This is a genomic window from Brucella sp. NBRC 12950 (genome assembly GCF_030268145.1).
Classification (GTDB): domain Bacteria; phylum Pseudomonadota; class Alphaproteobacteria; order Rhizobiales; family Rhizobiaceae; genus Brucella.
Genome location: NZ_BSQC01000008.1, coordinates 62557 through 81665 on the forward strand (window position 1 = coordinate 62557; position 19109 = coordinate 81665).

The window sequence follows — 19109 nt, forward strand, 5'->3', positions numbered from 1 at the left end:
CGAAATCGATTTTTGGAAAGCTCGATGCGCATTTTTAGTGTTTGAGCGTCCTTTGTGCGTCCAATAGGACGCACGGAGCTCAAATGCTAATCCTACAAAAATTATAGGATATAATTTGAGGCAAACAGGAATTAAAATCCTCATAATGCCTTTTCAGAGAAAAAGTGATGCTCCGCGCGATTTGCGCACGCAAGCCCGTTTCTTATAAAATTTCGCCAGTCCGGGAATAATGCCAGCAGTCTTAAAAAGGATACTGCTGTGGCTCTCGCGTCCCAACGACTTCTTGCTGATTTTCCTGCCTTCTTCCGTGTTTCGGAAGAGGTGGTGGTTATTGTTGGCGGCGGCGAAGAAGCGCTCAACAAAGCGCGGCTCGTGGCCCAGACGTCCGCTCGTTTGCGCATTATTGCGCGAGAGCTTGAACCAGCCTTGGCGAGCTTCATCGAAAGCCACAGTTCGGAACATGTTTCTCAAGCTTTTAGCGCCGATCTTCTTGAAGGTGCGAAGCTGGTTTTTGTCGCCACGGGTGATGAAGATCAGGATCGCGCCATTGCAGCATCGGCCAAAGCGCAGAAAATTCCAGTAAACGTTGTCGACCGTCCTGCGCTCTGTGATTTTCTGACCCCTGCCATCGTGAACCGCGCGCCGATTGCAATTGCGATTGGCACGGAAGGCTCGGCCCCTGTGCTGGCGCAGATGGTGCGTGCGCGCATTGATGCGGCCTTCTCGCCACGCCTTGGTGAGCTTGCGCATTATGCCGAAAGTTGGCGTCCGCTGGTCGAAAAGCTTTTGCCAAAAGGTCTGGCGCGCCGCAGTTTCTGGCGTGGGTTTTTCTCCGGCTCCGTATCGCGTGCTGTTGAAAACGGTGATCGCGAAGAAGCATACAAAGCTGCAAATGAATTAATCGAGCAAAGAGAACATGCTGCCGGTTATGTCTGGCTCGTTGGTGCTGGTCCGGGTGCAGAGGATCTGCTGACCCTGCGCGCACATCGCGTTCTGATGGAAGCTGACGTGATTGTGCATGACGCACTGGTGTCGGAAGGCGTGATTGCCATGGGGCGTCGCGATGCGGAGCGTCTTTCGGTCGGCAAGCGCAAGGGATGCCATTCCAAGAGCCAGAACGAGATCAATGATCTGCTCGTCAGCCTTGGTCGCGAGGGCAAGCGTGTGGTGCGTCTGAAAGCGGGCGATCCGCTGGTCTTTGGCCGTGCGGGCGAAGAAATGGCAGCATTGCGTTCAGCTGGTATCGGCTTTGAAATCGTGCCGGGCATCACGTCCGCTTTCGCTGCTGCTGCCGATATGGAACTGCCGCTCACCTTGCGTGGTGTGGCCTCCTCGCTGGTATTCACGACGGGCCACGACATGGCAGGCGATGTGCTGCCGGGCTGGGCCAAGCTTGCCGTCTCCGGGGCAACGATTGCTGTCTATATGGGCTCAAGCGTTGCAGCCTCGGTTGCCAGCCGTTTGATCTCTGCCGGTCTGCATGAAGATACGGCTGTCGCGGTTGTTGAGAATGCCAGCCGCAAGGATAAGCGGCTGTTTCATGGAACATTGAAAGATCTGCCATCGCTGGAACAGCGCAAAGAGCTTGCTGGTCCGGTCATGGTCATCATCGGCGATGCTGTTGCAGGCGCCGCTATCGACAAAGCGCAGGCGCTGGCGGTTAGACCCGTTGCAGTCGCTGCTTAAATCAGGAGTCGGAAAAATGGTTGTAAAAGTTCTCACTGCAAACCGGCTCATCGATGGACAGGCTGTGTGGCTTGGCGCTGACGGATCATGGCAGGAAACCATCGATGGTGCGTTGGTTGCCCGTCACGCAGAAGCCGTCAGCGCACTTGAAGAAGCTGGCAAGGTGGCAGCAAAAGCCAATCTGGTTGTCGACGTGAATGTCATCGATGTCGAAGAGCGCGACGAAGGGCTTTATCCCATTCGCCTCCGCGAACGTATCCGACTCTCCGGGCCCACCATCATTACGCTTGGTCAACCGCCCCTGAAAAAAGCCTCCTGATCTGAATATCGGAAGTAAATATGTATCGTTATGATGAATTTGACCGCGACTTTGTTGCGGCCCGCGTTGCACAGTTCAAGGATCAGGTTGGGCGTCGCCTTTCTGGCGAATTGACGGAAGACCAGTTCAAGCCTTTGCGGCTGATGAACGGCCTTTATCTGCAATTACATGCCTATATGCTGCGTGTTGCGATCCCTTATGGCACATTGTCGAGCCGCCAGCTTCGCAGGCTTGGCTCCATTGCGCGGGATTATGACCGTGGCTTCGCGCATTTCACGACGCGCCAGAACATCCAGTACAACTGGCCAGCACTGAAAGACGTGCCGCAAATTCTCGAAGAGCTTGCGGGAGTCGAAATGCATGCAATCCAGACGTCGGGAAATTGTATTCGCAATGTGACGGCTGATCATTTTGCCGGCGCTGCGCATGATGAAGTAGCCGATCCGCGCCCGCTGGCAGAAATTCTGCGTCAGTGGTCGTCGCTGCATCCGGAGTTTTCCTATCTCCCACGCAAGTTCAAGATTGCGATTGTCGGTTCCGAGCATGATCGTGCGGCCATTCAGGTGCACGACATTGGCCTGCAGCTGAAGAAGAACGAAGCAGGCGAACTCGGTCTCGCCGTCTATATCGGTGGTGGTCAGGGGCGCACGCCGATGATTGCCAAGAAAATCCGCGATTTTCTGCCGCTTGAGGACATGCTGACCTATGTGACGGCTATCGTCCGCGTCTATAATCTCTATGGACGCCGCGATAACAAATACAAGGCACGCATCAAAATCCTCGTTCATGAAACTGGTGTTGAGCCGCTGGTGCAAGAGATTGATGCTGAGTGGGAACAGATCCGTTACGGTGATCTGAAACTGCCGCAGTGCGATATCGATGCGATTGAAAGTTATTTCCGGATGCCGGATCTGCCGCAGCGTCCCGAAGGCTGGGAAATCTTGGCGGTCACGCAGAAATCCGACGCTGATTTTGCGGCATGGACCAAGCGCAATGTTACGCCACACAAGAACCCGGATTATGCCGTTGTCACGATTTCGCTGAAACCCATCGGCGGTATCCCGGGCGATGCAAGTGCGGAGCAGATGGAACTGGTGGCGGATATTGCCGAGACTTATTCTTTCGATGAAATCCGCGTCAGCCATGAGCAGAATCTGGTTCTGCCGCATGTAGCCAAGGCCGATCTTCCAGCAGTCTATGATCTGCTTCAATCAGATGGTCTGGTTACGGCCAATGCCGGTCTGATTACCGACATCATCGCATGTCCCGGCCTTGACTATTGCGCGCTTGCCAATGCGCGTTCGATCCCGGTTGCGCAGCGCATTTCTGAGCGTTTCGGCGATCAGCAGCGCCAGCTTGAAATCGGCGATCTCAAGATCAAGATTTCCGGCTGCATCAATGCCTGCGGTCATCATCATGTTGGCCATATCGGTATTCTGGGCGTCGAGAAAAAGGGCGAAGAGCTTTACCAGATCACGCTTGGTGGTTCGGGTGACGAGCATTCGTCGATTGGCGACATCACCGGACGCGGATTTTCTTCCGAAGAAGTGGTCGATGCGATTGAAACCGTGGTCGATACCTATCTCGGTTTGCGCGCAAACAACGAAGAGACTTTCCTTGCTGCCTATCGTCGGGTTGGCATGGAGCCGTTCAAACGTGCGCTTTATGGAGAAGTGAGCCGTGCGGCCTGACCTTGATCTCAATTCAGATCTGAGTGCAGATCAGAGGGCAGAGGCGCAAGCCCGTCTTTTGGAGGGAAGCCATGGGGCTTCCTCTCCGCAAGAGGTGATTGCGCTCAGCACGCGCGAACTCTTTGATGGGGGAATTGCAGTCGTTTCATCATTCGGTGCTGAATCGGCTGTGCTGCTGCACATGATTTCCGAGATCGATCCGGCAACGCCGGTTCTGTTTCTCGACACGGGCAAGCATTTCCGCGCAACGCTCGATTATCGGCATGATCTCGTGGATCGGTTGGGACTTCTCGATGTGCAGGATATCTTGCCGCTTGAGGAAAACGTGAAAGCCGATGACCCGTTTGGCGCTTTGTCGATGACAGACAAGGACCGCTGTTGCTTCATTCGCAAAGTGGAACCGATGGCGCGTGCTGTCGCCCCCTACCGTGCGTGGATGACCGGCCGGAAGCAGTTTCAGGCTTCGACCCGCAATGCTTTGCCGGTTTTTGAATCGGTCGGCCCGCGTATTCGCATCAATCCGCTAGCGCATATGAGTGCGGAAGATTTGCGTGCCTATGCGCGTGTGCACGATCTCCCCGTCCACCCGCTGACAGAGCAGGGCTATCGGTCAATCGGCTGTATGCCCTGCACACGACCGGTCGGCGATGACGAAGATCAGCGAGCCGGACGTTGGGCCGGATCGGAAAAGACCGAATGCGGCATCCATCTGACGGGCCTTGCCGATAGCCTAAAGCGCATACCGAAAAGTGTGTAGCGGTTTCCGGCTAAGATGCGTGTGAGAAAAGTAATATAGGGGTTTGGGACCAGAAATGAGTGAGACAACACCTGAAACGAAGCTCTGGTCTGAGCAAGGCTTTCGTGAAGACGACTATATTTTTGCGGACGATCTGGAAAGTGCGGGGGATGCGCCCGCAATCATCATCCCTTTGGCCGTCTGGCTGGGACTTGATGAGGAGAAACGCCGCTCTTCCAATCGCCGTATCGGTGTGTCGGTAACACCGGGTGAGAAGATCGAGCCACTGCTTGATCATCTCTCAGGCTTGCCGGTCATTGCCTTAGAGTTTCCGGCGTTCAACGATGGCCGCTCTTATTCAAAAGCCGAAGTTCTGCGTCGTGCAGGTTTTGAGGGCGAATTACGCGCAACGGGCGATGTGCTGATCGATCAGGCGGCTCTTATGCTGCGCACTGGTTTTGACAGCCTTCAGGTGACAAACAAGGTCGCTCAAAGCCGCCTTGGTGAGCAGCGTCTTGTGGATACGCCCGGTTATTATCAGCCCGGCCGTGGTTCGGTGCAGCAGGAAGGTGGGTTTGCCTGGCGTCGGGTAAAGGCGGGCTAATTCTTAGCAATCACCTTTTTGTGGTTTTGCTTGTTCGCTTGATGGGGTAGATACGCGTCAAAGCATTTCCAGCAAAAGTGCGAAGCGGTTTTGCGTCGGATAATGCGTCACAAAAAAATATGGAGCGGTCAAAGGTTCATGTTGACCCGAACCGCTCTGGATTTGGAGACGAGACGTGATCCGCCACATTGTTTTCTTCAGCGTCAAGCCAGATCAGGACATCGATGTCGTCCGCAAGGGCTTGGAGCAGTTGGGCACCATTCCTTATTCCGACGTGTTTGAAGTTCTGCCGAATTCCAAGGTCGACCCGATGGGCAACGCGATTGATCTTGTTGTCTATGCGGAGTTCAAGGATGAAGAAGCGCTTTTCGCTTACAAAAATCATCCGACCTATGACGCATCCACGCAATATGTGCGCCCTATGCGTGAGCTGCGCTTCTCCGCTGATGTCGTGACCGACAAGGGCTGATTATTCAGCCTCTGGTCGTGCCTGCAAAGGCAGACCGCCGAACAAATCCGGCTCTAGCGATGTTCTCGCGCGTTCGATGTTGAGCAGGCGTAGCTTGGTCGCCGTGCCACCCGCGGCCGAAAAACCGCCAACCTTGCCATTGGAGCCCAAAACCCGATGGCAGGGGACAATGATCGGAAACGGATTTTTGCCAAGCGCATAGCCCACTGCCTGCGAAAGACTGACATCCCCAAGCCTGCGCGCGATTGCGCCATAAGTGATGGTCTCGCCCGCTTTCAACTCGAGAAGGATTTCATAGACCTGTCTGTTGAGGTCTGGCACCGAATCAAGCGCCAGCGGTGTTTGCGAGAAATCCGGATCGCCGCCATCAAGCAGCACGCGAACCTTGTCTATCGCTTCGCTGACATAGGTGGGTGGGTTCAATGCTTCCGTGTCCGAAAAGCGTGACTGAAGCCGATAGCGCGTTTCGTTTTCGTCGGCATCACCAATCTCCACGCCGATAATTTTACCGGCATGCCAGGCGATCCCGCAGGGGCCAATAGTTGTGTCGAAAGTGCTGATGCCGGTCGAATCCATGAGCGGTAATATAGCACCATCTTCGCGGCTTTGCGGCAACGACTCTGTGATCAGTCGCAACAATTGCAGCGAAATGGTTGAAGAACGGCGAAAATAGTGATTGTGTGAGAACAACCCGCCATGGAACATGACAGCTGGTCATGTCTTCAAATGGCCAAATGATTGAGAGATATCTTCCGTCGCGTATTTGATGTGATCGGAACGAGGAAATTTAGATGGACGATTACGAACGCTATGCCACAGGGCTGATGATCGTTTTTGGTGCGCTGATTGTCGGTGCGCTGATGGCGGCCAATCTTTACCACGGCGACAAGCCCGGTTTCCTTTTCGCGCTGGGTGCGGCGGTGGTGGGCTGGTTCTCTGCTTTTGCCGTGCTTTTCGATAAGCCTCGCGTTTATGGCGTGATGATCGCTGTAGCCATCGGCCTGGTCGCAGCTTCGATTGGCGCTTTCGTAACCTGATTTTCACGACATATCGTTATGAAAAAGCCCCGGATTTCCGGGGCTTTATTATTTTATTGCATGTCTTCATCCCAAAATCGGTATCACCGTTTGGGAGACATGCTTTAAATATAGGGCGAATAGCACTGGCGACGTGGGCCGTAATTGGGCTGGAACGTATTGTCGTAAGCCCGATATGACCGATAACGGTTATAGCACCAGCGTACATGTGCATTGCCACCACCGCGATATACCGGGGCAGGGCGATAACGTGGTGGGTGATGACGATAGCGTGGTGGTGGCCCCCAATTCCGGTAGTGCGGCCTGTAGTGCCTATAGCCATCGCGATATCGTGGATGATGGTGACGCCAGCCACGTCTGTCTCCACGATAGTCGTAATATTGAACATTTTCGACCGGTGCCTGTGCACCATGGCTGACGGCGGGGGCTATCAGTGCCGTCGGTTGCGCTGCATTGGCGCTAGCGGTTATGGCAGGTACGCCTATGCCAAGTGACAGACACGCTGCGACGAAGGAAGATGCAAATCTCTTCATTGGTTTCTCCCTAATAAAGTGGCTTTGTTATCAACGTCCCTAAGGCGATTTTGATCCCGCATTGTGGCGGGTAGGTGGCTGGGAAAGCTCACTTTTTCTTCGCGCTGGCAACAGTTGGGTGAAGGCGCGAACAGCGATCGAAATTACTCTATCAGAATTGACATAAAGATATGTTTATGTCATTAAGCGGGTCTTGTGCGCTACGCGTTCGCTAAGAGCGATCAAACGTGCGCTCAATAAGGCAATCTGCGCATCGCATTATCAGAAAATCCTTTGCGGATTTCGGGCGGTGCTGTAGCGATGAAGCGTATTGGAGTGCATCCCGAGAAGTGTGAAACGGTTTTCGGAACAAGATGTGCGTTGAACAAATAGATAGAGCTTTTCCAACGACCCAAAATAAACTGGGAATGCTCTATAATACAGGCGGTAATCCCCTATGACGTCTTCCCTCGATAATCTTTTTGGTTCAACGGCAGCAAAGCCGGACGGTTCGGAAGTGCTTGCAGCACTGACCAAAGCCGCAAGTGAGCGCATTCTGATTCTCGACGGGGCCATGGGTACGCAGATCCAGGGCCTGGGCTTTCACGAAGAGCATTTTCGCGGCGAGCGTTTCGGTTCATGCGATTGCCAGCTTCAGGGCAACAACGACCTTCTCACACTGACCCAGCCAAAGGCGATTGAAGAAATTCATTATGCCTATGCTATGGCCGGTGCTGACATTCTGGAAACCAACACATTCTCATCGACGACCATCGCGCAGGCCGATTACGGTATGGAAGATGCCGTCTATGAGCTGAACCGTGATGGCGCGCGCCTAGCCCGTCGCGCAGCAATCCGTGCGCAGCAGAAAGATGGTCGCCGCCGCTTTGTTGCAGGTGCGTTGGGGCCAACAAACCGTACCGCTTCACTGTCGCCGGATGTCAACAATCCCGGTTATCGTGCCGTCACTTTTGACGATCTGCGTATTGCCTATGCCGATCAGATCCGCGGGCTGATCGATGGTGGCTCCGACATTATTCTCATTGAGACGATCTTCGATACGCTGAACGCCAAGGCAGCTGTCTTTGCGGCTGAAGAAGTGTTCATTGAGAAGGGCGTGCATCTGCCGGTGATGATTTCCGGCACGATCACCGATCTTTCAGGCCGCACGCTTTCTGGTCAGACGCCAACGGCGTTCTGGTATTCACTGCGCCATGCCAAGCCTTTCACCATCGGGCTTAATTGCGCACTCGGTGCCAATGCAATGCGCGAACATCTCGCCGAAATCGCTGGCATTGCCGATACATTTGTCTGCGCCTATCCGAATGCTGGCCTGCCAAACGAGTTCGGCCAGTATGACGAAAGCCCGGAAGCTATGGCAGCCCAAATTGAGCACTTTGCACGCGAAGGCCTCGTCAATGTGGTGGGCGGTTGCTGTGGTTCGACGCCGGAGCATATCCGTGCAATAGCCGCTGCTGTCGCCAAGCATCCACCGCGCAAGCCGGTCAAGGTGCCGCCGCTGATGCGTCTGTCGGGCCTCGAGCCATTCACGCTGACCAAGGATATTCCTTTCGTCAATGTCGGCGAGCGGACGAACGTTACCGGCTCCGCCCGTTTCCGTAAGCTCATTAAGGCTGGCGATTATTCGACTGCGCTTGATGTGGCGCGTGATCAGGTGGAAAACGGCGCACAGATCATCGACATCAACATGGATGAAGGTCTGATCGACAGCCAGAAGATCATGGTTGAATATCTCAACCTGATCGCGGCAGAGCCGGATATCGCGCGCGTTCCGGTGATGATCGACAGCTCCAAATGGGAAGTGATCGAAGCTGGCCTGAAATGCGTTCAGGGCAAGCCGATCGTCAACTCGATTTCGCTCAAAGAAGGCGAAGAAGCCTTCCTGCATCATGCGCGTCTGGTGCGTGCCTATGGTGCTGCAGTTGTCATCATGGCATTTGACGAAACGGGACAGGCCGACACGGAAGAGCGCAAGGTCGAAATCTGTACCCGCGCTTACAAGATTCTGACCGAGCAGGTTGGCTTCCCGCCGGAAGACATCATCTTCGATCCGAATGTCTTTGCGGTCGCGACCGGCATTGACGAGCATAATAATTACGGTGTCGATTTCATCGAAGCGACGCGCAAGATCACCGAAACACTGCCGCACGTCCATATTTCGGGCGGGGTATCAAACCTGTCCTTCTCGTTCCGCGGTAATGAGCCGGTGCGCGAAGCGATGCACGCTGTCTTCCTTTATCATGCCATTCAGGTTGGCATGGATATGGGTATCGTCAATGCCGGCCAGCTGGCGGTCTATGACACGATTGATCCAGAACTGCGTGAAGCCTGCGAAGATGTGGTGCTGAACCGTCGCGATGATGCGACCGAACGGCTGCTCGAAATTGCAGAACGTTTCCGTGACAGCGGTACCAAGGAAGCCAAGGCGCAGGATTTGAGCTGGCGCGAATGGCCGGTTGAAAAGCGGCTTTCTCATGCGCTCGTCAACGGCATTACTGAATATATTGAAGCAGATACCGAAGAAGCGCGTCAGGCGGCTGCGCGTCCGCTGCATGTCATCGAAGGCCCGCTGATGGCTGGTATGAATGTGGTGGGCGATCTGTTTGGCTCAGGCAAAATGTTCTTGCCGCAGGTGGTCAAGTCTGCCCGCGTGATGAAGCAGGCTGTTGCTGTGCTTCTGCCTTACATGGAAGAAGAAAAGCGCCTGAATGGCGGTGAAGGTCGCCAGAGTGCCGGTAAGGTACTGATGGCCACTGTGAAGGGCGACGTGCACGACATCGGCAAGAACATTGTCGGCGTGGTTCTCGCCTGTAACAATTACGAGATCATCGATCTTGGCGTGATGGTGCCAACACAGAAAATTCTCCATACGGCTCGCGCTGAAAATGTCGATGTGATTGGTCTTTCAGGACTTATCACACCATCGCTGGACGAGATGGTGCATGTGGCGGCTGAAATGGAGCGCGAAGGCTTCAACGTGCCGCTGCTGATCGGTGGCGCTACGACCAGCCGTGTGCATACTGCGGTGAAAATCCATCCGCGTTATGAGCAGGGACAGGCGGTCTACGTGATCGATGCCAGCCGTGCGGTGGGTGTTGTTTCCAATCTGTTGTCGCCTGAAAACAAGGGCGCTTATGTCGAGGGCATCCGTGAGGAATATGCCAAGGTTGCGGCAGCTCACGCCCGCAATGAGGCAGAAAAGAAGCGTCTGCCACTGGCTCGTGCGCGAGAAAACGCCCACAAGCTCGACTGGGACGCCTACACACCGCCAAAGCCGACATTCCTTGGCACCAAAACATTCGAGAACTACGATCTCGCAGAGATTGCGCGCTATATCGACTGGACGCCATTCTTCCAGACATGGGAGATGAAGGGCCGTTACCCGGCTATTCTCGAAGATGAGAAGCAGGGTGAGGCAGCGCGTCAGCTCTGGGCGGATGCGCAGGCTATGCTCGCAAAGATCATTGACGAGAAGTGGTTTGCACCGCGTGGCATAATCGGTTTCTGGCCTGCCAATACGGTGGGCGACGATATTCGTCTCTTTACCGATGAAAGCCGCAAGGAAGAACTCGCAACCTTCTTCACGCTGCGTCAGCAATTGTCAAAACGTGATGGTCGTCCGAATGTCGCTATGTCCGATTTTGTTGCGCCAGCCGATAGCGGCAAGCAGGACTATGTCGGTGGCTTCGTCGTCACGGCGGGTATCGAGGAAGTGGCAATTGCCGAACGTTTCGAGCGGGCCAATGACGATTACTCGTCCATTCTCGTGAAGGCACTGGCTGACCGCTTCGCAGAAGCCTTCGCCGAACTGATGCATCAGCGCGTTCGCAACGAGTTCTGGGGCTATGCGCCGGGTGAAGATCTGTCGAATGATGATCTGATCCACGAGCGTTATGCGGGTATCCGTCCGGCACCGGGTTATCCGGCGCAGCCTGACCACACCGAAAAGAAGACCTTGTTCGAGCTGCTGGATGCCACAGCGCAAACCGGCGTCGAACTGACGGAAAGCTATTCCATGTGGCCGGGTTCGTCCGTGTCGGGCCTCTATATCGGCCATCCGGAAAGCTATTATTTCGGCGTTGCCAAGGTCGAGCGTGATCAGGTCGAAGATTACGCGAACCGCAAGGGCATGAGCGTTGAGGAGGTCGAGCGCTGGCTTGGGCCGATCCTCAACTACATTCCCGGTCAGGCACCGGAGCCGGTTGAAGCTGCTGCATAAATTGTTGCTAAATTACGCTCATATAAAAGCCCCGCATTGCGGGGCTTTTATACTTAATTTACTAAAATTATATTCAATATGAATAAGTATGTGTTTTGTAAAAAGGCCGGATTATCCTGAAATCATTATCGGTGGATGCCCCTGGAATCATGTGTTATGTAATACAGGTGGCTCACGGTTTGGTGGTCGATGATTTGAATTCCCGGATTCCGGCGCCATAGAATCCTTCAAAGTTTATATTTGTTTTTCTGGCAATGTACTGATGCCGGATTGTGCCTGATTGCTGCGTTTTTCAGAGTAAATATTGCTTCATAGGAACAATGTTGGGATTTATGCAATGAAATGGGAAGATTTATACGAAAGAATACAAATATCCGACAACGCAGATAATTCATTTGAACACGTTTGTTCTTATGCGGAAGCAATCGGGTTTCAGTATGTTTCCTACGTTATGTGTGTGCCCTCATTGAACAGTGTCGCGCGGTGGTTGCGTTTTGAAACATTGCCGGAAGGCTGGCGGGAGCATTATGCCACAAAAAAATATGCCGAAATCGACCCAATTCTCAAGCGCGGGATGAACAGCATAGATCCGCTCGTTTGGTCGGCACGACAGTTTGCCGATGCTCCGCAAATATGGGCGGACGCACAAGGCTTTGGCTTGAGGGCAGGTATTTCTCAGCCGTGCTGGGCCGCGCAGGGCGTCTTTGGCGTACTCACATTCCTTCGCGATAAACCAGCTTTGTCAGATGGCGAAGTTTCGATGCTGCGTCGGCAGATGCAGATTGTAACCAACCTTCTGCATCTTGCTATGTACGAGCATCTTGATGTTCCGAGCATCAATTGTGTGGCAGAGGTCAATCTCACAGCGCGTGAACGCGAAATCCTGCGCTGGACCAGCGAAGGTAAGACTGCCGAGATCATTGGCACAATTCTCAATATCTCGACCCGGACTGTGAATTTCCATATCAGCAACGTCCTCACCAAACTCGTTGCGGTCAACAAGGTGCAGGCCGTCGCCAAGGCGCGTACTTTTGGCCTCCTGTAGCGCTGATCATTTCTTCGACGGTATGGTTCGAAGGATGCTCCAGCCCTTTTTAGACAAAAGTTTTACCCCTGCAAATTTATCTTAATACCACAATTTTAGTAGTATTTTCCGTAACTTGGGCGAAAATCGGGCTTTTCGATTTGGCGCAAGTTTCTTCCTCCATCTGGCTTAAAACAGGCAAGTTTTCGCTCAAGCGTTTCGCAATACGCGATAGCATACTTTTCCTTTTGCCCTGCCTTTCATGACAATGCGCGTCATAGCAAACCAGCGATTTAGCCAGTTGAGCTGGCCTCCCGGAGATATCGACGTGCATCATGCATCCCTGAACAAGAACCTGACGCATCTTCAGCGTCTGGAAGCAGAAGCAATTCATATTTTCCGCGAAGTTGCCGCGACCTTCTCCAACCCGGTTATGCTGTATTCAGTGGGCAAGGATTCGTCCGTCATGCTGCATCTGGCGATGAAGGCGTTTTACCCGGCTCCTCCGCCATTTCCGTTCCTGCATGTCGATACAACCTGGAAATTCCGCGAGATGATCGAGTTTCGCGATGAGCAAGCCCGCGAAAAGGGCTTTGAGCTGCTGGTTCATATCAATGAAGACGGTGTGCGCGATGGGGTTGGTCCATTCACGCATGGCTCAAACGTCCATACCCATGTCATGAAGACAGTGGGTTTGCGGCAGGCGCTTGATAAATACAAGTTTGATGCCGCCTTTGGCGGTGCGCGTCGCGACGAGGAAAAATCCCGCGCCAAGGAGCGCATTTTTTCATTCCGAAACGCGCAGCACGGCTGGGACCCGAAGAACCAGCGTCCGGAAATGTGGAAGGTTTATAATACCCGCGTTTCTGCCGGTGAATCGATCCGCGTGTTCCCGCTTTCCAACTGGACCGAACTCGATATCTGGCAGTATATCCTGCAGGAAAATATCCCGATTGTGCCGCTTTATTTTGCCGCTCCCCGCCCGGTGGTGGAGCGCGACGGCATGTTGATCAAACTCGATGATGACCGCATGACGCTTCGTCCCGGTGAGAAGGTGGAAGAACGACTGGTGCGCTTCCGCACACTGGGCTGCTATCCGCTGACGGGTGCCATTGAATCAAGCGCCACAAATCTCTCCGATATTGTCGAAGAAATGCTGATCGCCCGAACCTCCGAGCGGCAGGGCCGTGCCATTGACCGTGATGAAGCGGGCTCAATGGAAAAGAAGAAGCGTGAGGGCTATTTCTGATGAACGCCGTATTGAAGCCCTCTGTAACAAGTGCAGCCGTCAGCGATTTTCTCGCCGATCAGGAACGCAAGACGCTGCTCCGCTTTCTCACCTGCGGTTCGGTCGATGATGGTAAGTCCACGCTGATCGGGCGGCTTCTCTATGACACAAAGCTGATCTTTGAGGATCAGCTGGCGACGCTGAAAAACGACAGCCGCAAATTCGGAACCACGGATGACGATTTTGACTTCGCGCTGCTGGTCGACGGTCTGGAAGCCGAACGCGAGCAGGGCATCACTATTGATGTGGCCTATCGCTTCTTCTCAACCCCACGCCGCAAGTTCATCGTGGCCGACACGCCGGGCCATGCGCAATATACGCGCAACATGGCGACAGGTGCTTCGACGGCCGATCTTGCGGTGGTGCTAATCGACGCGCGGCAGGGCGTGCTGACACAGACCCGCCGCCATAGCTTCATCGCTTCGCTGTTGGGCATCCGGCACATTGTCGTGGCCGTCAACAAGATCGATCTGGTTGATTTCTCAAAAGATGCTTTTGATCGTATTGTTGCCGATTATATGAGTTTCGCCAAAGATTTGGGCTTTGCCAGCATTCAGGCAATCCCGCTGTCGGCACGCTTCGGCGATAATGTCAGTAGCCCCTCATCGCGCATCGGCTGGTATGAAGGCCCCTATCTGCTGGAACATCTGGAAACAGTGCGTCTTGAAGCGGATAGTATCGGCAAGCCGTTCCGCCTCCCGGTGCAATATGTGAACCGGCCAAACCTCGATTTCCGTGGTTTTGCAGGCACGGTTGCATCAGGCTCGATTGCCGAGGGCGATACGGTCGTGGTTGCAAAGTCGGGCAAGCAATCGAAGGTTAAGCGCATCGCTACCTATGATGGCGATTTGGCTCGCGCAACCGAAGGGCAGGCGGTGACGCTGGTTCTCGAAGACGAGATCGAGGTCTCTCGTGGTAACATGCTGGTGGGTGCAGAGGCGCGCCCGGAAGTGGCGGATCGTTTCAGCGCCAACATCGTCTGGTTCGGTGAAGAGGCCTTGCAGCCGGGGCGCTCCTATCTGCTGCGCACCGAAACCGACCAGACGCCGGTGACGATCAGCGAGATTAAATACCGCACTGACGTCAGTACATTTGCGCGGGAAGAAGCGACACGACTTGACCTCAATGAAGTTGGTCTCTGCCATCTTCAGACAGCGGATCAGATCGTTTTCGATCCCTATTCGGACAATCGCGTGACGGGTGCTTTCGTGCTGATTGATCGGCTCACCAATGCAACGGTGGGTGCTGGCATGATCGATCAGGCACTGCGTCAGGCAACGAATGTGCATTTGCAGGCTTTCGATCTCGACAAACAGGCGCGGGCTGCGCAGAAATTCCAGAAACCGGCTGTGCTTTGGTTCACAGGTTTGTCCGCCTCGGGGAAATCCACCATCGCCAATCGGCTTGAACAGCGGCTTCATGCGCTTGGCAAGCACACCTATCTGCTGGATGGCGATAATGTCCGTCATGGCCTTAACAGCGATCTTGGTTTCTCTGATGAAGACCGGGCCGAGAATATCCGCCGCGTTGGCGAGGTAGCGGGTCTTATGGCCGATGCCGGGCTGATTGCGCTGGTCTCGTTCATTTCGCCGTTCCGTTCCGAACGCGACCGCGTGCGGTCGCGTCTGCCGGAGAGTGAATTCATCGAAATCTTCGTCGATACGCCGATTGAGGAATGCATGGCGCGTGATCCAAAGGGGCTTTATGCGCAGGCTCTACGTGGTGAGATCAAGGCTTTCACAGGCATAGACTCACCCTATGAAGCACCGCTTTCGCCGGAGCTGCATCTCAACACCGCAGGTCGCGACATTGACGAACTCGTCGCAGAAGTGGAAAAGTATCTGGCCGAGCGTGGTGTTATCGGCAGCTTTGGCAGTGATTCCTGGTCGATTTGAGAAATGACAACAGCAGCCTTCCCTAAAGCCGATCCGAACGGCAAAGCTTTGCTGAGCCTTCTCGAGGATGCAGCCCTTGAGGCTGGTCGCGTCATTATCAAACATTACACGGATGGTTGTGCGGTCCATTCCAAGAAGGATCAGTCGCCGGTAACGGAAGCGGATCAGGCGGCAGAAGCGATTATCCTGTCTGCTCTTGCATCGGTTGCACCAAGCATTCCGGTGGTGGCCGAGGAAGAAGCGGCCGCAGGCCGTCTGCCTGCACGTCTGGGCCGGAAATTCTTTCTGATCGATCCGCTTGATGGTACGCGCGAGTTTCTGCTGCGTAATGGCGATTTCACGGTGAATATCGCACTTATTGAGGATGGAGTGCCGGTGCTAGGCCTTGTCTATGCGCCTGTGCGCAACCTGCTTTATGTGGGGAGCCGCGAGGGTGCACAGGAAGCGGTAACATCTGCCGACCATCAGATTATAAGCAGGCGCCCGATTGCCGCTCGCATCGCGCCATCTGAAAAGGTTGTGGTGTGCAGTCGGTCCCATCTGACATCTGAAACCGAGGAGTTCCTGAAACTCAATCACAGTGGCAAATGCGTGTCTGTAGGTTCATCGCTCAAATTCTGCATGATCGCACGCGGGGAGGCGGATCTCTACCCACGCTTTGGCCCGACAATGGAGTGGGATACGGCAGCAGGTGACGCAGTTCTGCGTGCAGCCGGTGGCATGACGACGACTTTCGACGGAAAGCCAATGATCTATGGCGCACGTTCTGACGGAACTGTGAAAGGCTTTTCCAACCCGGATTTCGTTGCCTTCGGTGCTGGGGAAGCACCTGTTTTTGCCTGAAATAAGACTGCTTTCGCATCGATAAGCCAGCTAAACACACGATCTTACAAAATAGCTTAAAAAAAGCCGCTTGATCCCCTTGCGGCTTGAAAACAGCGGCGCTATAAGCCGCTCACAGCCAGACCACAGAGTCTCGGTTTTGATGGTCACGGAGCGTAGCGCAGCCTGGTAGCGCACCTGATTTGGGATCAGGGGGTCGGAGGTTCGAATCCTCTCGCTCCGACCATTTTCTCCCTTAGAATAATTGCTTAAATGGATTTGTCGAAGACGGACATTCGCATGAATTGGCCGTCATATTCTGCAATTTCGACCAGCCGTTGCCTGTCGAGAATTTCGACCTTGTAAGATCGAAACATCACCAAACCTTCCTCTCGAAGCTCGCGCATCATCCGATTAAGGTGAATTGGCGTCAGGCCCAGTGCGTCTGCAAGCTGATACTGGGTCAGTGGGCAATAAAACGAGTCTGCATCACCCATTCCGCATGATTTAACGCGGTCAGACAGCTCCAGTAAAAGATGTGCAGTACGGACAAAAGCACTTCGGCAGCCAATATTTGTCAGATGTTCAATGAGCATGGAGCGTTGTCGTGAAAGCAGCTCAATGAAAATCATGCTCAGGCGCGGGATTTGCCAGATTGTTTCTTCGAGAGATGACAGTGGTATTTCATAAAGCGACATCGGGGTAATCGATTTGATCGTGTTGTAGCTGTAACCGTCGCCGGTTCTCAGTCCCACGAAATCGCACCGCATGGGAAAGTCTATAATTTGACGTTCCCCGCTCGACAGGTCTCGATAAACACAGCCCCATCCCGAACGAACCAGATGGATACTCCTGATGCTGGCTCCCTGCTCAATAATCACTGCATCGGCGGGATAGCTACTCTCGGAAAGAACGAGAGATTGTAGGGACTGTTTTTCCTGCGCGTTTAATTTGGCCAGAATTGGAGGGGATTCCAATAAACTAACCAGGCCGTCGATCATCAGGGCGGTGGTGTTCTGATTACCACTATGCATTCGCTGCCTATGCCCAACGAAAGTTATAGACTCTATAACCTTCTGTTCCCGAAGTCGTTCTTATGGCGAGTACATTTTTTTATAAAGTGCTAACATAAGTTAATGACACGTTTATTTGATGATAGCAATATTTAGACCAGTGTTCATCGGGATTAGCAATAAAATTCCTAATAAACGAGCGCAGTTTTTGGCATGACTAGTGTTTTGTGTTGAATACAAACCTGAGTAACAGGGGATACTAAGCAATGTTGGAAATGAGAGAACGGTACTCATGGGCATCACCTAGCGGTGTGAGCGATGGATCTGCCATTGTCGCAAATGAACGGATGCAGGGCGGAGAATATGCAGCCGGATTGCCTTTGCAGGATGAGCCTCATCTTATGCTTGTCTGTAAAAGCAATCTGGAGCGAGAGTGTATCTTTAACGGGCTCATGATGAATGGGCTTAAACTGCCCGTTGTAAGCTTCGCGTCAGTCGATAGAAACATGCCGCTGAATGGCGCTATTGTTGTGCTCATGCATATCGGTTCCAAGCGTTTGGCAGATCCCTTCTTCTCGGATGAAGTGGAAGCGGCAATCAAGGCCTGGGCTCCGATCCCGTTGGTATTGCTGGCAGAGCGGGAGGAGTGGTCGCAGGTTTTGCGCGCGATGGAGATCGGTGCGCGTGGCTATATTCCAACATCAGTCGATATCAAGATCTGCGTTGAAGCCATTCATTTGGCACTTGCGGGTGGGATGTATGTGCCAGCGTCCATGCTGATGAAACCTCCTTCGGAGGACATGAGCGACGATGTACTGGGCGAACTGTTGACCATGCGCGAGATCGAAGTGGTTCATGCGATCCGGGTGGGGAAGTCGAACAAGATCATCGCTTTTGAACTTGGCATGAGCGAAGGCACAGTCAAAGCCCATGTTCATAATATTATGAGAAAGATAGGTGCAGCAAATCGCACCGAAGTCGCTTGTAAGCTTCACAAGATGTACGGCAATAAGTTCAGCGGAGAATAACGTAATCAGCATGCATATATGTGATTTTTGGGATCTATGAAGCGTCGGACTGACATGATCAGCCGGCGCTTTATAGTTTTCAGGGCGCATAAAATTCACAGCCTGCGGCATATTCAGAAGAAAGGGTAGGGGCAGATTTTCACCTGCCCCTACAGAATGAGAGCGGGTATCCTTTGAGGGGACTCTCATTCTTTTCTGAGCGGAAGGACGCGGCGTAACGGTCTTCCGCTGCTGTCATTTGAGTTGGTTGAATAGTCTGTCGAGCCTTTGGAACGATGGTTTTCGCTCAACAGATATGTGATCCAACTCCATTCAGGGGCGAAGGCTAATGCTGCCGGACGACCCACCAGAGGTGGTGCCAAAGGCGGTGCCCGCTGAGCTGCCACCGAAAAACCCGGTTCCCGACTGCGCCATGGCCGCAGTCTGACCGCCGGAGCCGGAAGTGAAATAGCCCGAACCAATACCGGCGCTTGCGCCGTAATGGCCCATCTTGCCGCCAAGCCCGACGACTGTGCCTTTTCCTTCCGCCCAGCCTGTTGTTGCAGCCTGTCCTGCCGCAGTCGAACCTGCACCAAACGCGAAGCCGCCAGTTACGGCAGAACCTGCGCCACTGGCGCCCCCAAAACTACCATTCCAGTTGACCGTTTGTGCTGCAGCAGGCAAGGCGCCAGCCGCGAGAAGTGCAATAGATGCGATGATGATTTTCTTCACGATGAACTCCTCCTGTTCTGACAAAATCGGGTCA

Annotated in this window: 17 protein-coding genes and 1 tRNA gene; 14 read left to right on the top strand and 4 right to left on the bottom strand. The window is 53.7% G+C overall.

Annotation, left to right across the window (positions count from 1 at the left end; all coding sequences use genetic code 11):
• Positions 1 to 258: 258 nt before the first annotated feature.
• The 6 genes from cysG (at position 259) to QSJ70_RS14570 (ending at position 5505) form a co-directional block, all read left to right on the top strand.
• Entirely contained in the window at positions 259 to 1686 is a 1428-nt protein-coding gene (cysG, locus tag QSJ70_RS14545) for a siroheme synthase CysG (protein WP_285537413.1), read from the top strand.
• Between the two features lie 16 nt (positions 1687 to 1702).
• The gene (locus tag QSJ70_RS14550; RefSeq protein WP_064320082.1) at positions 1703 to 2005 is read left to right on the top strand and encodes a DUF2849 domain-containing protein; all 303 of its coding nucleotides are present in this window, start codon (positions 1703 to 1705) and stop codon (positions 2003 to 2005) included.
• A gap of 20 nt (positions 2006 to 2025) precedes the next feature.
• Positions 2026 to 3696, top strand: a complete 1671-nt coding sequence (locus QSJ70_RS14555) for a nitrite/sulfite reductase (RefSeq protein ID WP_285537416.1) — start codon at positions 2026 to 2028, stop codon at positions 3694 to 3696.
• Positions 3686 to 4453: a phosphoadenylyl-sulfate reductase gene (locus tag QSJ70_RS14560; RefSeq protein WP_502871683.1), complete on the top strand. Its 768-nt coding sequence runs from the start codon at positions 3686 to 3688 to the stop codon at positions 4451 to 4453. The genes QSJ70_RS14555 and QSJ70_RS14560 overlap by 11 nt, the downstream gene beginning before the upstream one ends.
• 55 nt (positions 4454 to 4508) lie before the next feature.
• A complete protein-coding gene (locus QSJ70_RS14565) occupies positions 4509 to 5036 on the top strand; it encodes a DUF934 domain-containing protein (RefSeq protein ID WP_285537418.1) in 528 nt (175 codons plus the stop codon).
• A gap of 175 nt (positions 5037 to 5211) precedes the next feature.
• A complete protein-coding gene (locus QSJ70_RS14570) occupies positions 5212 to 5505 on the top strand; it encodes a Dabb family protein (protein ID WP_007873331.1) in 294 nt (97 codons plus the stop codon).
• Here the strand turns inward: QSJ70_RS14570 and QSJ70_RS14575 are convergent, their stop codons facing one another.
• Positions 5506 to 6081, bottom strand: coding sequence for a methylated-DNA--[protein]-cysteine S-methyltransferase (locus QSJ70_RS14575; protein WP_285537699.1), 576 nt, complete (start codon positions 6079 to 6081; stop codon positions 5506 to 5508).
• Between the two features lie 215 nt (positions 6082 to 6296).
• On the opposite strand from QSJ70_RS14575, the gene QSJ70_RS14580 reads away from it, so the two are divergent.
• Entirely contained in the window at positions 6297 to 6542 is a 246-nt protein-coding gene (locus QSJ70_RS14580) for a hypothetical protein (RefSeq protein ID WP_007873334.1), read from the top strand.
• A gap of 104 nt (positions 6543 to 6646) precedes the next feature.
• Here the strand turns inward: QSJ70_RS14580 and QSJ70_RS14585 are convergent, their stop codons facing one another.
• Positions 6647 to 7075: a BA14K family protein gene (locus QSJ70_RS14585; protein WP_285537421.1), complete on the bottom strand. Its 429-nt coding sequence runs from the start codon at positions 7073 to 7075 to the stop codon at positions 6647 to 6649.
• Between the two features lie 436 nt (positions 7076 to 7511).
• Between QSJ70_RS14585 and metH the strand changes: the two genes are divergently transcribed.
• The 6 genes from metH (at position 7512) to QSJ70_RS14615 (ending at position 16570) form a co-directional block, all read left to right on the top strand.
• Complete coding sequence (gene metH / locus QSJ70_RS14590; protein ID WP_285537423.1) at positions 7512 to 11294, top strand: methionine synthase; 3783 nt, start codon at positions 7512 to 7514, stop codon at positions 11292 to 11294.
• A 337-nt stretch (positions 11295 to 11631) separates the two neighbouring features.
• Positions 11632 to 12339: a LuxR family transcriptional regulator gene (locus tag QSJ70_RS14595; protein WP_285537424.1), complete on the top strand. Its 708-nt coding sequence runs from the start codon at positions 11632 to 11634 to the stop codon at positions 12337 to 12339.
• A gap of 307 nt (positions 12340 to 12646) precedes the next feature.
• Positions 12647 to 13567, top strand: coding sequence for a sulfate adenylyltransferase subunit CysD (gene cysD / locus QSJ70_RS14600; RefSeq protein ID WP_285537425.1), 921 nt, complete (start codon positions 12647 to 12649; stop codon positions 13565 to 13567).
• Positions 13567 to 15501: a sulfate adenylyltransferase subunit CysN gene (cysN, locus tag QSJ70_RS14605; protein ID WP_285537427.1), complete on the top strand. Its 1935-nt coding sequence runs from the start codon at positions 13567 to 13569 to the stop codon at positions 15499 to 15501. Before cysD ends, cysN begins: the two co-directional genes overlap by 1 nt.
• 3 nt (positions 15502 to 15504) lie before the next feature.
• A complete protein-coding gene (gene cysQ, locus QSJ70_RS14610; protein WP_285537429.1) occupies positions 15505 to 16344 on the top strand; it encodes a 3'(2'),5'-bisphosphate nucleotidase CysQ in 840 nt (279 codons plus the stop codon).
• A 149-nt stretch (positions 16345 to 16493) separates the two neighbouring features.
• A tRNA-Pro gene (locus tag QSJ70_RS14615) sits at positions 16494 to 16570 on the top strand.
• Positions 16571 to 16592: 22 nt separating this feature from the next.
• Here the strand turns inward: QSJ70_RS14615 and QSJ70_RS14620 are convergent.
• Entirely contained in the window at positions 16593 to 17357 is a 765-nt protein-coding gene (locus tag QSJ70_RS14620) for a Crp/Fnr family transcriptional regulator (protein ID WP_064320089.1), read from the bottom strand.
• Positions 17358 to 17602: 245 nt separating this feature from the next.
• Here QSJ70_RS14620 and QSJ70_RS14625 point away from each other — a divergent pair, with 245 nt between their 5' ends.
• Positions 17603 to 18364, top strand: coding sequence for a helix-turn-helix transcriptional regulator (locus QSJ70_RS14625; protein ID WP_079211432.1), 762 nt, complete (start codon positions 17603 to 17605; stop codon positions 18362 to 18364).
• A 312-nt stretch (positions 18365 to 18676) separates the two neighbouring features.
• Here the strand turns inward: QSJ70_RS14625 and QSJ70_RS14630 are convergent, their stop codons facing one another.
• The gene (locus QSJ70_RS14630; RefSeq protein WP_007873357.1) at positions 18677 to 19075 is read right to left on the bottom strand and encodes a hypothetical protein; all 399 of its coding nucleotides are present in this window, start codon (positions 19073 to 19075) and stop codon (positions 18677 to 18679) included.
• Between the last annotated feature and the right edge of the window lie 34 nt (positions 19076 to 19109).

Bases quoted from the DNA above. Each gene is read 5' to 3' on its own strand.
- QSJ70_RS14620 (WP_064320089.1), bottom strand. From the start codon at position 17,357: ATGCATAGTGGTAATCAGAACACCACCGCCCTGATGATCGACGGCCTG.
- QSJ70_RS14580 (WP_007873334.1), top strand. From the start codon at position 6,297: ATGGACGATTACGAACGCTATGCCACAGGGCTGATGATCGTTTTTGGT.
- QSJ70_RS14585 (WP_285537421.1), bottom strand. From the start codon at position 7,075: ATGAAGAGATTTGCATCTTCCTTCGTCGCAGCGTGTCTGTCACTTGGC.
- QSJ70_RS14595 (WP_285537424.1), top strand. From the start codon at position 11,632: ATGAAATGGGAAGATTTATACGAAAGAATACAAATATCCGACAACGCA.
- cysQ (WP_285537429.1), top strand. From the start codon at position 15,505: ATGACAACAGCAGCCTTCCCTAAAGCCGATCCGAACGGCAAAGCTTTG.
- QSJ70_RS14555 (WP_285537416.1), top strand. From the start codon at position 2,026: ATGTATCGTTATGATGAATTTGACCGCGACTTTGTTGCGGCCCGCGTT.
- QSJ70_RS14565 (WP_285537418.1), top strand. From the start codon at position 4,509: ATGAGTGAGACAACACCTGAAACGAAGCTCTGGTCTGAGCAAGGCTTT.
- QSJ70_RS14575 (WP_285537699.1), bottom strand. From the start codon at position 6,081: ATGGATTCGACCGGCATCAGCACTTTCGACACAACTATTGGCCCCTGC.
- QSJ70_RS14550 (WP_064320082.1), top strand. From the start codon at position 1,703: ATGGTTGTAAAAGTTCTCACTGCAAACCGGCTCATCGATGGACAGGCT.
- cysN (WP_285537427.1), top strand. From the start codon at position 13,567: ATGAACGCCGTATTGAAGCCCTCTGTAACAAGTGCAGCCGTCAGCGAT.
- QSJ70_RS14625 (WP_079211432.1), top strand. From the start codon at position 17,603: ATGTTGGAAATGAGAGAACGGTACTCATGGGCATCACCTAGCGGTGTG.
- metH (WP_285537423.1), top strand. From the start codon at position 7,512: ATGACGTCTTCCCTCGATAATCTTTTTGGTTCAACGGCAGCAAAGCCG.